11 protein-coding genes, 1 tRNA gene and 1 riboswitch are annotated in these 13,503 nt (G+C 42.1%); of the genes, 3 read left to right on the top strand and 9 right to left on the bottom strand.

Annotated elements, in window-relative coordinates:
- Window positions 1–48: 48 nt before the first annotated feature.
- On the bottom strand, window positions 49–1,569 hold the full coding sequence (locus GAVG_RS01830; protein WP_009993551.1) for a glycine--tRNA ligase: 1,521 nt from the start codon (window positions 1,567–1,569) through the stop codon (window positions 49–51).
- A gap of 170 nt (window positions 1,570–1,739) precedes the next feature.
- On the opposite strand from GAVG_RS01830, the gene GAVG_RS01825 reads away from it, so the two are divergent.
- Both GAVG_RS01825 and GAVG_RS01820 read left to right on the top strand, forming a co-directional pair.
- Complete coding sequence (locus GAVG_RS01825) at window positions 1,740–2,114, top strand: MTH1187 family thiamine-binding protein (RefSeq protein ID WP_004112383.1); 375 nt, start codon at window positions 1,740–1,742, stop codon at window positions 2,112–2,114.
- Between the two features lie 64 nt (window positions 2,115–2,178).
- On the top strand, window positions 2,179–3,408 hold the full coding sequence (locus GAVG_RS01820; protein ID WP_004122184.1) for a M20 family metallopeptidase: 1,230 nt from the start codon (window positions 2,179–2,181) through the stop codon (window positions 3,406–3,408).
- 26 nt (window positions 3,409–3,434) lie between these two features.
- Here the strand turns inward: GAVG_RS01820 and GAVG_RS01815 are convergent, their stop codons facing one another.
- The 6 genes from GAVG_RS01815 to GAVG_RS01790 form a co-directional block, all read right to left on the bottom strand.
- Entirely contained in the window at window positions 3,435–4,229 is a 795-nt protein-coding gene (locus GAVG_RS01815) for an isoprenyl transferase (protein ID WP_004112377.1), read from the bottom strand.
- A 104-nt stretch (window positions 4,230–4,333) separates the two neighbouring features.
- Window positions 4,334–5,551, bottom strand: a complete 1,218-nt coding sequence (locus GAVG_RS01810; protein ID WP_009993807.1) for a phosphotransferase enzyme family protein — start codon at window positions 5,549–5,551, stop codon at window positions 4,334–4,336.
- A 129-nt stretch (window positions 5,552–5,680) separates the two neighbouring features.
- Complete coding sequence (locus tag GAVG_RS01805; RefSeq protein WP_009993809.1) at window positions 5,681–6,604, bottom strand: ABC transporter substrate-binding protein; 924 nt, start codon at window positions 6,602–6,604, stop codon at window positions 5,681–5,683.
- Window positions 6,605–6,794: 190 nt separating this feature from the next.
- Entirely contained in the window at window positions 6,795–7,415 is a 621-nt protein-coding gene (locus tag GAVG_RS01800) for an ECF transporter S component (protein ID WP_004112368.1), read from the bottom strand.
- Between the two features lie 35 nt (window positions 7,416–7,450).
- A riboswitch (TPP riboswitch) is annotated at window positions 7,451–7,553 on the bottom strand.
- A gap of 121 nt (window positions 7,554–7,674) precedes the next feature.
- Window positions 7,675–8,409, bottom strand: a complete 735-nt coding sequence (gene recO / locus GAVG_RS01795; RefSeq protein WP_004112365.1) for a DNA repair protein RecO — start codon at window positions 8,407–8,409, stop codon at window positions 7,675–7,677.
- A 46-nt stretch (window positions 8,410–8,455) separates the two neighbouring features.
- The gene (locus tag GAVG_RS01790) at window positions 8,456–9,982 is read right to left on the bottom strand and encodes a DivIVA domain-containing protein (protein ID WP_009993812.1); all 1,527 of its coding nucleotides are present in this window, start codon (window positions 9,980–9,982) and stop codon (window positions 8,456–8,458) included.
- Between the two features lie 148 nt (window positions 9,983–10,130).
- Here GAVG_RS01790 and GAVG_RS01785 point away from each other — a divergent pair.
- Window positions 10,131–10,204 (top strand) — tRNA-Val (locus tag GAVG_RS01785).
- Window positions 10,205–10,322: 118 nt separating this feature from the next.
- Here the strand turns inward: GAVG_RS01785 and GAVG_RS01780 are convergent.
- Both GAVG_RS01780 and GAVG_RS01775 read right to left on the bottom strand, forming a co-directional pair.
- Window positions 10,323–11,474, bottom strand: a complete 1,152-nt coding sequence (locus GAVG_RS01780) for a class C sortase (protein WP_013399497.1) — start codon at window positions 11,472–11,474, stop codon at window positions 10,323–10,325.
- Between the two features lie 196 nt (window positions 11,475–11,670).
- On the bottom strand, window positions 11,671–13,323 hold the full coding sequence (locus tag GAVG_RS01775) for a SpaH/EbpB family LPXTG-anchored major pilin (protein WP_048653142.1): 1,653 nt from the start codon (window positions 13,321–13,323) through the stop codon (window positions 11,671–11,673).
- Between the last annotated feature and the right edge of the window lie 180 nt (window positions 13,324–13,503).

Here is a 13,503-nt window from a genome sequence, read left to right as displayed (position 1 = left end):
TTAATATATTTTGTTTTTGTTTATTAGCGATTTTTCACTATACGAGTATTAATACAAGCCGCCAGCCTGAGCAATCTTTACAGGCTGCGATTCATCAACACCGTTTTCTTTAGAAACATCCACACCACCATCTGCAGCGCGAGTACCAACAATCTCTACAGGACCTTGCGGATACTTAACGCGCTTTTCGTTAATGCGGCTTGCTACGTAATCTGCAACCTTGTCTAAGGAAACGCGCTCTTGTTGCATAGTGTCGCGCTCGCGGATCGTTACAGCATGATCTTCCAAAGTATCAAAATCAACTGTTACACACAAAGGAGTACCAATTTCATCCTCACGACGATAGCGGCGACCAATAGCACCAGACTCATCGTAATCAATAACCCAATCGTGCTGGCGCAAATCCGCAGCCAAATCTTGAGCAACAGCCTGCAATTCTGGCTTCTTGCTCAAAGGCAAAACTGCAGCTTTAACAGGAGCCAAGCGAGGGTCAAGTCTAAGAACAGTACGCTTGTCGACTCCGCCCTTAGTGTTTGGAGCTTCGTCAACGTCGTAAGCATCAACCAAGAATGCCATAAGCGAACGCGTAAGGCCAGCAGCAGGCTCAATAACGTAAGGCACATACTTTTCGCCAGTAGCCTGATTGAAGTAGCTCAAGTCCTCGCCAGAATGCTTAGCGTGAGCAGACAAATCGTAGTCGGTACGGTTTGCAATACCTTCAAGCTCTCCCCAGTCAGATCCTTGGAAGCCGAATTTGTATTCAATATCTACAGTGCGCTTGGAATAATGGCTTAACTTCTCTTTAGGATGCTCATACATACGCAAATTTTCAGGCTTTACACCCAAATCAACATACCAATTTACGCGTGTATCAATCCAATATTGATGCCAAGCTTCGTCTGTTCCAGGCTCTACGAAGAACTCCATTTCCATTTGCTCAAACTCGCGAGTGCGGAAGATGAAGTTTCCAGGAGTGATTTCATTACGGAAAGACTTACCAATATTCGCAATGCCAAATGGTGGCTTTTGGCGTGTAGCAGTCATAACGTTCTTAAAGTCAACAAAAATGCCTTGAGCTGTTTCTGGGCGCAAGTAGTGCAAGCTGTTTTCGTCTTCAACTGGTCCTAAATGCGTGCGAAGCATCATGTTGAAATCGCGAGGCTCCGTCCAGTTTCCGCGAGTGCCGCAATCTGGGCAAGCAATGTCTTTCAAGCCATTTTCTGGCATTTTGTCGCCGTGCTTTTCGGCATAGGATTCTTCGAGCTTATCTGCACGATGACGCTTATGGCAATTCAAGCACTCAATCAAAGGATCATTGAACACAGAAACGTGACCAGACGCAACCCAAACTTGGGAAGGCAAAATAACAGAAGTATCCACTCCAACAACATCGCCACGCGTAGTGACCATATAACGCCACCATTCGCGCTTAATATTGTCTTTTAACGCAACGCCCAAAGGACCATAATCCCAAGCAGAACGCGTACCACCATAAATCTCGCCAGCTGGGAACACAAATCCTCGACGCTTAGCCAAGGATACGACTTCATCAAGCTTTGAAACAGCCACAATACACCTTTTTCGTAAATCTAGAAAATTTGGGTGAAAACGGTGTTTATTATAGAAAAACCCTGTGACGCTAAAGCAACATATATAAGCATCATATATAAGCTAAACGAATACAATAAAGTGTAAGCATAATTTTGCAACACATATTTTTCACTTTGAGAGGATTTAAAATGAGCGAAAACACTGATAACAATACTTGCGATACTTGCAATAACAAGAATTGCCACAAAACTAATACAGTTGCAGCATTGTGCATTGCTCCTAGCGGAGTTGGCGAAGAACTTAGCGAATATGTAGCAGATTGCGTTAAAGTGATTCGTGATTCTGGATTAAAAAACGAAACGAACGCAATGTTTACAAATATCGAAGGCGAATTCGACGATGTTATGCGCGTTGTAAAAGACGCAACTATGGTTCTTGTTGAAAAAGGCTATCGCACAGGCGTTATTTTAAAGTTAGACATTCGTCCTGGTTTTAGCGATCAAATCGACGCAAAAGCTGCTCTTGTAGACAAGATTCTCGAAGAACGAAATAAAGAAAAATAAAACTAAAATCAAATAATCTCAAAACTCAACAAAGTTATAATAAAACAAAAGAAAGCAGGAATTTATGCTGCAACTTACGGCAGTTCAGAAGATATTATCCGATTTAGATGAAACCCAATCAGAACGAGAAAGACAATACAAATACTTTCATCAACATCCTGAACTGTCAATGAAAGAAGATCATACAGCTCAAACAATTATTGATATTCTTAGCAAGGCTGGGATTGAAACAAAGCGAGTTGGCAAGACAGGCATTGTGGCAGAGATTAAAAACGGCGAAGGTCCTGTTGTTGCTATGAGAGCGGATATTGATGCGCTTCCAATTAAAGAAAATTCAGGGAAAGATTATACTTCAACAGTTAGCACGCAAGACGAAAATGGCAAAACGGTTGGAGTTTCACACGCTTGCGGTCACGATTTTCATATTTCCAGCCTACTTGGCGCCTTGAAGGCTTTTAACAAGCATAAAGATGCTTGGAGAGGAACGTACATTGGCGTTTTTCAGCCTGGAGAAGAAACAGCTCAAGGCGCAAAATACTTGGTGGAAAATGGCATTACGAGCATGATTGCAAAGCCTGACGTTTACCTTGGTCAGCATGTGTTGGGTGCTATTCCTGCAGGAACAGTCGGTATTCGTTCGGGCGCGTTCTTAACTACTGCAGCTTCGATTCGCGTGCACATTTTTGGTAAAGGTTCACATGGATCTATGCCAGAATTAAGCGTTGACCCTGTGGTTTTAGCTTCGTCTATTGTGTTGAAATTGCAGACGATTGTTTCTCGCGAACTTGCAGCTAAAGATTACGCAATTGTTACAGTTGGTGCGCTTAATGCAGGAAGTAAGTCGAATATTATTCCTGATGATGCCGAGCTTTTAATTAACACAAGAACTTATAGCGAAGATACTCAAAAATTTGTACACAATGCTATTGAACGAATTGTGCGTGGAGAGTGCGAGCTTGCAAGATGTCCTAAGAAACCAGAATTTACATACTATGACCGCTATCCGCTTACGAATAATGATAAGAATGCGTCTTTGCGCGTGCGTAAAGCTTTTGATGAATACTTTGGAGAAGACTCTGTAAATATTTCGCGCGCTTCTGCTTCGGAAGATTTTTCTATAGTCGCGAACGCTTTCAATACACCTTACGCATACTGGGGATTAGGTGGATTTGAAGACATGAAAAATGCTCCTGGAAATCACAATCCAGCTTTTGCTCCAGATTTGCAACCAACTCTAAATCGTGGACTTGAATCAGCTGTTGTAGCAGCTTGCGCATGGCTAGCTTGCGACTAATAAATTAATTCTACTAACAGATAAGTTTAAGCGTTTTTTACGCCACCAAACCTGCGGTCGCGATGCGCATAACGGTCAATTGACCTCCACAGCGCTTCGCGACCATAATCTGGGAAAAGTTCTGGCACAAAATCAAGCTCAGCATAAGACGCTTGCCAAGGCAAAAAGTTGCTAGTGCGCTGCTCTCCCGAAGTGCGAATCACAAGATCGCAATCTGGAATATCTGGGTTATACAAGTGTTCAGCAATCATCTTCTCACTAATGCGATCGCCCTTAATTTTGCCGCTTTTAACTTCCCTAGCAATTGCCGCGCAAGCGTCTGCGATTTCCGCGCGACCACCATAGTTTAAGCAAAAAACAACGTCAATCGTAGTGTTATTTTTCGTTATCTCTTGAGCTTTTTCCAACTCGTCAATAACAGACTTCCACAATTTTGGCCGTCTTCCGGCCCAGCGCACGCGCACTCCCCACTCGTTCATTTGCGCAACCCTGCGGTGAATAATATCTCTAGAAAATCCCATCAAAAAATGCACTTCTTGAGGAGATCTTTTCCAATTTTCCGTAGAAAACGTGTACAAGCTCAAATAGCGAACACCTGCTTCTATGGCTCCTGCAATAGTGTCGAAAACCACTGGCTCCGCCGCTTTATGCCCTTCGGTGCGAATCATTCCGCGCTCTTTAGCCCATCTGCCATTGCCGTCCATAATCACGCCTACATGTCGAGGAACTTTGCCTTTAGGAAAATCTGGCACGCGGCTAGGATCACTAAATGGAGCTGCTGGAATATTTAACGAAGTGTAGTCAACGTTTTCAAAACTCATAGTTAAAATCTAACAACCCCATTGAACGAATACTTAAACCCGTTTTGCAAAGCTTAATAAAAGCCAGCTAAATCAGATAAAAAATCCGCCAAAATCCTCTATATTTATATTTCTCGCAAAATCTCTATTAAAGCGTTTAAATATTGCTCTCCGTAACTAGATTTATACCATCTAGCGTGCTCTAAGAACCCAGTATCGTAGCCCCAAATTTTAAAGTCGTAAGATCCATTTGACTTTAAATAATAGTCTACAAATTCTACGCATTGCTCAATTTGACTTACGCTAAGAACAAACGGAAGCAACTCTTTTTCAACATCTGTTAATGGCCGAACGCTAGCATATCCTTGCAAAATTGACTTAACTAAATCCGTTCTAAATGAATCTTTTTTGCCATTCGCAATATCTACCCACTGAATTGTGTTGCGTTCTAAAGTCATTGCTAAATCGTAGATTGCTGTGTTTCTATACGCCATTCCAAAGTCAAATACTGCGCTTGGAGCGCTACCTTCCCACATAAAATTAGATATATGCGGATCTCCATGAGTCCACTGCTTTCTTAGATTCGCGTACCCCAAATCGTAAATTTTTTTGCATGTTGGAGCAAATTCGCTTAAATCTTTTACAAAATCACGATTCTGTTCTTTTAAGAATTTCGCTAAATCGGGCCTATTTTTTAACCAAACTTCGGCATCACTTTGCACGTCTTCGCTTGCACAAAGACTAAATCTTGATTGAAAAGCGTTGATTTCCTTAGGATTTGGCTCGTCAAAACTTTGTGAAGCTAAGGCGATTTTTGCCATCATCGCTCCAAGATTTTTGGCTTCTTCGCACGTTTTAGGCGGATCCCAAGTGTACGCGTCTTTGTATCGGTCTTCTCCACTAGCTTTTAAAGTAACTTCGTAAGCGCAATCGCCTATTACAAGAAGAGTTCCGTCTACGCAAATATCGCCAGAAGTATTCTTTTCTAAACCTAAATACTCGCTATTTTTATTAAAATACAAGTACTTTGGTGTGCTTATTTTGTTTTGTAAAAGATGCTCCGCAAAACGATGATACGGTCTAATTGTGCTAGCTTGCCTCACTTTTGTGCTGCATCTTTTAATATAAACGTCCAAACTTTTAGATTGCTTTGATGCATTATCTTTGTAATGCGCGCGAAGCAATGAACCTGCAGCCATCGGGCGCAAACTATGGCTTAAAACGCAATCTACTTCTAGCGGCTCCTCTAAAAGCGAGCACACAGTATTTGCATCATATAAATCAACATTTGCCCATCTTTGAGCAACAATATCTAGTTGAGGGTCGTTGCTTTCGTTTTCCATATTCGCTCCATATTTATACAAATATTTAACTACAGGTTCATTGTTTTTCGAGCATTTTTTGCGGGATTATTTAACGCTAAACCAGCTCATGTGCGGCTGCTGGCGACTTTGCTTATGCAAAACTAACGACTATTCTGGCAAATACTCGTTTGTTACGCACCCGTTTTCTAAACTTTTTAGCGCGCAATCAAGAGGCACGCTTAAGTGGCCATTTTCACCCATCCAACGAGTGTAGTTTTCCACCAAAGCCATGTCTGCCGTGCCCCAACGACCATTCTTGTCGTACCAAGACGGAATCACTTCGTCTAGCGAGGCACGCAAAGCCTCTGGGCTAATATGGCAAAGCGCATTCTGCAAAGCATCAACACCAGCCTGAGGGTCTTTTCCTGCCATCTCATAGCCCTTAACTGTTGCGCTTGCAAAGTTACGTATTAATTGCGGATTTCGCTCAATCATCTCTTGGCGAGCGCAAACATAGTAAGAATGATGCGGCGCTACGCCAATAGAATCGAATGGAAGAACAACAACTTGATCAAATGGAAGCGAACCCTGGTATGGCTCCCACCAAGCTACGTTAATAAAAGCATCGCACATTCCGCGTTCTACGGCTCGAATGTCTGGCTCCCATGGGCCTGGGTCAATTGTAATCAGCTTGCTAAAATCGCCGCCGTCGGCAGCAACCGCCTGCTGAAGCTCCGTGTATAGGCGCTTAACGCCCATAGGAATTACTACGCGCTTTCCTTCTAGATCTTTAAATCGCGTAATGCCCGTGTTTTTATTTGTTATGATTCCACCAATTTGCGATTGATTCATTACAGCAAACGACGTTAGCCTGTTTGCACCATTTTGATGAGCCAAAAGTTGATTTAAACGAACAAGAGCTATATCTACTTCTCCACGCTCCAAACATGCTGGAACATCGCCGCGCTCTGTATCTGTGCTTGTAAACTCTACATCTAATCCGTATTGTGCATACAATCCGCGCTTTCTTGCAAGATACATACCTGCGTGATTCGTCCATGGATGCACATATTCAAGACGTACTCTTAGCATATTAACTCCTTTGTTTTATAGTGATTTGTGATTTTATTATTTGTGATTTTATTTTGACTTTTATTTGCAACTTAACTTGCGATTTAACTTGCGATTTAACTTGCGACTTTACAAAAATGGGCGAGGTAATTAATCCCCGCCCACAAATCAAATTTATAAGTTGATTTTACTTGTAATCTTACCCGTAAAATCAGGCGCGCACTTCTTTGCCAGAAGCAAAGCGGCTCAATGCGCCAGTGGCAGCAATACCCTTATACAAGTACCACATCAAAACGCCACCGATTACAGCACCAGAAATCATGCTGCAAATAGTGTGAATCACCATGAATGAACCAAAGATTGGAACACCTGCATAGTAGAACGGGTAGGTTGAAACGATTCCACCCAAACCAGCTAATGCGCCAGAAAGTGCGCTTAAGCCAACATTCCACTTGCGATACATGAAGAACAAGAATGCAAATTCAGCGAACAAGCCCTGAACAAATCCAGGAAGAACGGTACCGATACCACCCCAGTGGCTTCCAACAGTCAACTCAACCATTGCAGCAATAAACTCACCGAACAATGCTGCACCTGGCTTGCGAACCATAATAGCAGCCAAAGGACCAGCAAAATAGAACAAACCGTAGTACAATGCGCTGACTCCTGGAACTGGAATAAGCTTAAGAGCAGCAGAAATAGGCTCGCTAATCAAACCGATACCCCAGAAGATAATACCAGAAGCTACAGCTACAACAACCGTGAGCGTAATATCAGCTACATTCCATCGCAAAGATGGACGCACGGTTTCTTCTTCAACAGATGCACCCATTAGGGTCTCCTTTCATTATCAGTTATCAAACAAAGGCGACCCTGCAGAAAACTCCGTACGTCGGCATTAACCGAATCACGTTAAACGGTTAGACAGTAATCTTCTCAGCTCTTTGAAAGAGCACCCGTGTCTGATATCAATCATTATTGCATCAGACAGCGAGGACAATTATTATAAAATTCAAACAAAAAATTAACAAAAACGCTCACTAAAACGTTCACAAAAACGTTAAATAAGACGCTAAAAAAGCTATATTAAATCACATATTATTTTCTAATAAATGCATTGATTTAATTGGACGCTCAAGATAATATTCACACCACTGCTCAACGCATCTATACGTTAAATAATCAATATCTGTTCCGTCTATATTCTTCCAATCGCCATTAATCAAAGAAATCATTTGAAAACGTGCTAAACCATTACACTTAATTGACTGCAAATCATGATCTTTAGAACACATAACTCCTCCAGAACAAGAGGAAAAATATGATAAATCATCTTTAGTTGCACAAACTACGCATTCATTAAGCATAGGAGACCAGCCAGCTAGTTTTAACGCTCTTAAAACATATGAGAATCCAATTGAATCAGCACTATGCAATCCCCTAGAAAGAGCAGATAAGGCTGCAACAAGCAGATTGTATTGCATACAAGAATCCTGATACTGTGCAGAAGACGAAACCAAATCATCTGCGATTTCCGCAATCATGCTAGCACGACTATACAAATCATAATCAGCACAAATACTCTCAGCATAAGCAGAAACTAAAACCGCTTGAGAAACAACATCAAAAGTTCTTCCAGTAGCAAAAAGTGCATTCACACGCATAAAAGGTTCTAAACGCGCCCCAAAACGAGATTTTATTTTCCTAACACCTTTTGCAACAGCACGAATCTTACCATGCTTTTTAGTAAGCATAACTACAATTCTATCCGCTTCTCCTAAAGGAAAAGTCTTAAGAACTACAGCCTCATCGTTATACAACGGCATGAAAATCAAAAACTCTTAATCTGCTAATCCAAAGTATTTTTATAGATCAGTTGTGGCTTGTATTCACAAAACCACCGAAATTAGATTCGCCAGTATCATCCAAATCATCTGAATCATTATTGCCAGCATTGTTAGCATTAAAATCTTCAGAAGAAGCATTAAAATGATTCATAACTGGGAATGAAAGATCTGGAATATCTAGATTGAGACTTTGCGACGGCTCAAATTTAGGAGATGCAAGAAGAGACAAATTCAAATCACCAACAGGGTTTGAAGCACTATTCTTTGAATCATTCTTATCATCATCTTTAGTATTAACAGCATTAGCATTAGCAGCATTAACATGATTCTGACTATAAGAATCTTGGCTAGGTGCAGCTGGAATAGCACTGTCTCTTGTATAAGTCTGCGAATAGGAATCTTTCGGAGCATACGATGGCGGGAACGTAGGAGGCATAACAGTAGAAGCCTGAGACATCTCGTCATCAGTATCATCATTAGGCTCTACATTAGCAGAATGAGGCGTAAAAATAGCCCTATCCCCATGGTGCAAATCGTTAAGAGAAGCACCACTATTGTTATCAACACTGTTGTCTACAGGTGCGAAAATGCTTTGCCTATCTTGAGGCATATCTTCAATATGCTGTGCAGAACTATTATCACTATCTGCCACATGCTCAACGACTGGCACACTATCTGCACTAATATGATGCGAATCTACTTCATCAACTGTAGTTCTAGAAAAAATATCATTTGCAACAGGATTATCTGCTTCAACAGTATTTTGAACAGGATTTACTACAAACGAATCCGCATTATGCTCAACGGGAACAGATGGAGGCATAGGATTTGCAGATTGCACAGGCTGTGGCGTCGTCTGACTATATGCTGCGTTAACAGAAGATGCGGCAGCACCATTAGAATCAAAATCTAGGTACTTAGAAACACGATCGTAAGATTCAAGCCTACTAAGCAATCGTATGCAAGCGTTCAAATAATAATCCACTTGACGCTCATCGTATCCATGTTTACCAGAACGCTGTGTAAACAACACGTTAGAAACAAACATTGCGTCAATGCCATCAAGATCGCTTGAACTATTACCCCACGTTGGCTTATATCCAAGAAGAATAGAAATCTTATCTAAGGTCTTATTAACAACATTATCGACCTGTTTTTTATCATACGAAGGCTTGCGAGATTGACCAGAATCAAAACGCATCTTGTAATCACGCTGAGAATGATTAAGCAAAACACGGTATTCACTATCGGCTTGTGCTTTCCAAACGATTCTACCGCGATGAGAAATTTCGTATTCGGTTGTTTTATCTACAACAGCACGTTCCAACCTAGAAAGAGCCGCATCAACTTGAGGAATAGCGTATCCTTCATCTTCTAAATCGAAGGACACGTCTTGAATATCTTTTTGTGTAAGACGAATGTCGTCGGACTCATACAAAGAATGGGCACGCTCAAGAAAATCATTAACTTGCTCTACGCTGTAACCCTTCTTGCGCTTACCTACGCGCTCAATACCAGAAGAATTACGCGCAGTATCGGGTTTACTTGCCATAAACAATAGACCTCCTGAACATATCATTATTGAATATACTCTACGCGATTGTTAAGACGCTTCAAAACGCAAAACACAAACTCTGAAAGACACACGCAAATCGCGAATCACGCATCTAGTACACACCATACTGTATCTTGTTTCAAGCGGGCGATTAGCTCAGCTGGCTAGAGCGCCACCTTTACACGGTGGATGTCGGGGGTTCGAGTCCCTCATCGCCCACTTTCCGCTTTTCTTGGTTAGCGTACTTCTCCCATGTTTGTTTATTTTTTCCCCGCGTTTGTTCCCAAAACCACCAAATACGTAAACAATCTCGGGAAAATCGTTCGCGCGTTACGCTTTAATCGCGAAGGCAGGTCTCGCGCAGTATGTGTTTGCCGCGCAAATCTGATTTATTCTTACGCTTTTGTAAGTACCCAGTTACCATGATTGAAATTATCAACAGCGAAAGAATCATAGCAGCTACAAACAGCGTCATCCAAAGGGGCCACTGAAGATGATCTTCTGGAGCGTGCGCTGGGTCCGGCAGCACGCGATACCCCGTAACCAGTAGCCTATACGAGTTCACACCATACGGCGTGCATGTAAGCAAAGTCGCCAAATCGCGCCCAGGCTCACGCTGCAGCAAACTGATATCCTGCGGGTCTACAACACTAATGCGAAACACCCTGTAGCGCATTGTATCGCCCTGTACATCAATGTAGAAGTAGTCTCCACGCTTCATGTCGATTAAACCGTCAAACATAGTTGCCGTAGGCAAACCAGTATGAGCTGTAATAACGGTATGCCTGTTTTTGCCGCCCACAGGTAAATCTGTACCATACAAATGCCCTGCTCCGCGAGCTAGAACATCGCGCGAAGTGCCATGATAAATTGGTAGTTTTACGCCAATTTTCGGGATTTTTATGATTCCCATAATTCCCATTGGTTCGTCTAGTTGTTTGATATATGACTTATAGTCTACTGTTTTTTTGTAATTGTCACTGCCGTCATACGGGTCGGCTGTAAAGAATTTTTTTCTGCGCGCATTGTATTTTCGCGCACTTCTTAGAATAGATTCTCGCACGCCAGCGGCCTGATTGTAGCTTACTTTGTCGTAATCTATGGAAATTTGTTTAGACACGTGGTTGTTCCACAGTGTTGACGCCACTGGGTAGCTGAAGAACAATACGCCTGCTAGCACTAACGCAATCGGCTCAATTATGCGATGTATAAAAGTTTTCTGTGTTTTTAAGTTTTTCTGTGTTTTTTGGCTTGAGTTGGATCGTGGAGTTTGCTCTTCGGTTGCTAGCGACTTTTCCGCAGCCACGCCACTCGCACCAGCCACATTGCTCGTGCTAGCCACATTGCTCGTGCTAGCCACACTGCTCGTGCTAGCCACACTGCTCGTGCTAGCCACACTGGAGGTACGCTTCGCCTTATTCTTAAACAATTTAGCAACAGCGCGCTCGCTCAACAAGCGGCACCAATTGCTAATATCGGCTAGCTTCATAACTCCTCCAAGCTAAAGAATTTATGGAAATAATTCCCGATTTTGTTCCCCAAATCGACCAAAAAGGTAACAAACGCACTACATAGTATTGAGTCTAGGATTTTACTCCTAGACTCAATTTATGCAGACTCAATCGTTTATAGACTCAATCGTTATAGACTCAATCGTTTATGATTTACTCATCAAACTGAGCAAATCAGGCAGCCTGTTCTTCTTCCTTCTTGCGATTGTTGCGCATGTACATGAATGTACCAGCGCCAACCAAGCCCAAACCGATGATGGCGAAGATAATCACGCCGTAAGCACCAGTCTTAGGAAGCTTGAACCAGTGGTCGATGTTATTGCTCGTTGGAACATCCTTGAACGAGTAAATAAACGTCTGCGATTGAGTATCATACTTAGCATCTTTTGTATACTCCGTAGGAATATTAACTTCTTCAACCTTTGGAGCCAAAACATAGTTGTCTGGAGCCTTAGTTTCCACAACGTAGAACGTTTGTCCAACCTTTGCCTTAAACCCATCTGCTGTCAAACCAGTCTTATCAGCAGTTTCAGTATCAGCAAAGCCCTTAGAAGACTTACTCTTGCACTTATCATCTGCACGAGAAACATCAGCCGCACAAGCGTCAGCATCATTTTTCTTTGCAAACACAGCAAACTTAGCACCCCTAAGACCTTCAGTTGCGTTAGTACTGCTTACCTTCTTAATCTTGAATTTAACAAGAGTTACCTTGGAATCTGAACCTGGGTTTGGGTTAACAGGCTTTGGCTTTTCATTTTCAGGAGTACCTTTCTTATATCCTGGCTGATAACCATACTTGTTAACGAGTTCGCCAGAATCAACTCCTTCTTTAAGAGTGAATTTAAGATCAACAGTTAACTTTGCATTTGGCGAAGTCTTAAGAGCCGTAGCAATTTCACCAAGACCTGTATCTGTAAACGATACGGTAATACGCTTACGATTATTATCATCAGGCGTATTACTAACTGCTACTATATACTTATCCTCTTTGCCTTTAGTATTCGTAATTTCAGAATTACCGATCTTAACTTTCTGCACAACGTTCGCATTGGCATCATATGCTTTAGTCAACGCATCATCCCACACAGCAAAGCCCTGATAATCATCAGCCGTACGATCTTTAACAGGCGTACCACTATTTGTGACTACAGAAGTTGAAATGGTATATGGCAAATCATCCTTTGTGCCAACCATTCCCTTAGTATCAACAGTCTTCTTAATAGCATCCTTAGTATATGCATTCTTAGGATCGACAGTTGGATTGTAATTATATTCTGTGCCTTTTTTGCCACTGGTTATCTCTGGAATAGTCATGAAGAATGGTTCTGGAAGCTTTTCGTATCCATCTGGAACACTAACTTCTTCAACTTTGTATAAGCCAATTTGAAGATTACTGAACGTTGCAATACCATCATTGGTAGTTTGTTCTGGTAATGCAGCACCTAAATCAGTATCTTTCAAAGAACTAGGATTTGCGTTAAGAGATGGGACTTTAGCAGCAACTTTTAGCCAATCATCATACTTCTTAAGATCAATAGCACTACCATCTATTTTGCTAACTGGAGTTACCTTAAACTTTGCACCAGTAACCTTTGTTTTCTTTGTCTGCACACCTTGGTCATTGGTTTCATCCTTGTACTTGGTGATTGTAATGGTACCAGTCTTGGAGGCAGCAGATTTATCCCACGGTGCAGGATCAGTACTAGATGCTGCAGGTGTTACAGCCCAAGCGGAGCTGCCAGCCACCACGGCGCCAGCGACGCACAGCGTGCCAGCCATTGCGAGCGAGGCGATTGCCGCCACGCATTGCTTAGTTATCTTGTTCATAATTTCTCCTTTTTTATTGCTCTTTCGAGCAGGTTTAAGAGATAAGTTTTCTGTTTTGTGTTGCGCACGGTCGGCGGAGCCATTGCAAGCTGCATGAACTCTGCTGTCGGCGTATAAGATTTGCGCCGCGCGCAGCAAGATTAAATCCGAACCATGCTTCGGCATAATTGCCGTCACTGC

The sequence above is a fragment of the Gardnerella vaginalis ATCC 14018 = JCM 11026 genome (assembly GCF_001042655.1).
Taxonomy (GTDB): domain Bacteria; phylum Actinomycetota; class Actinomycetes; order Actinomycetales; family Bifidobacteriaceae; genus Bifidobacterium; species Bifidobacterium vaginale.
This window is presented reverse-complemented; position numbering and strand designations above follow the sequence as displayed.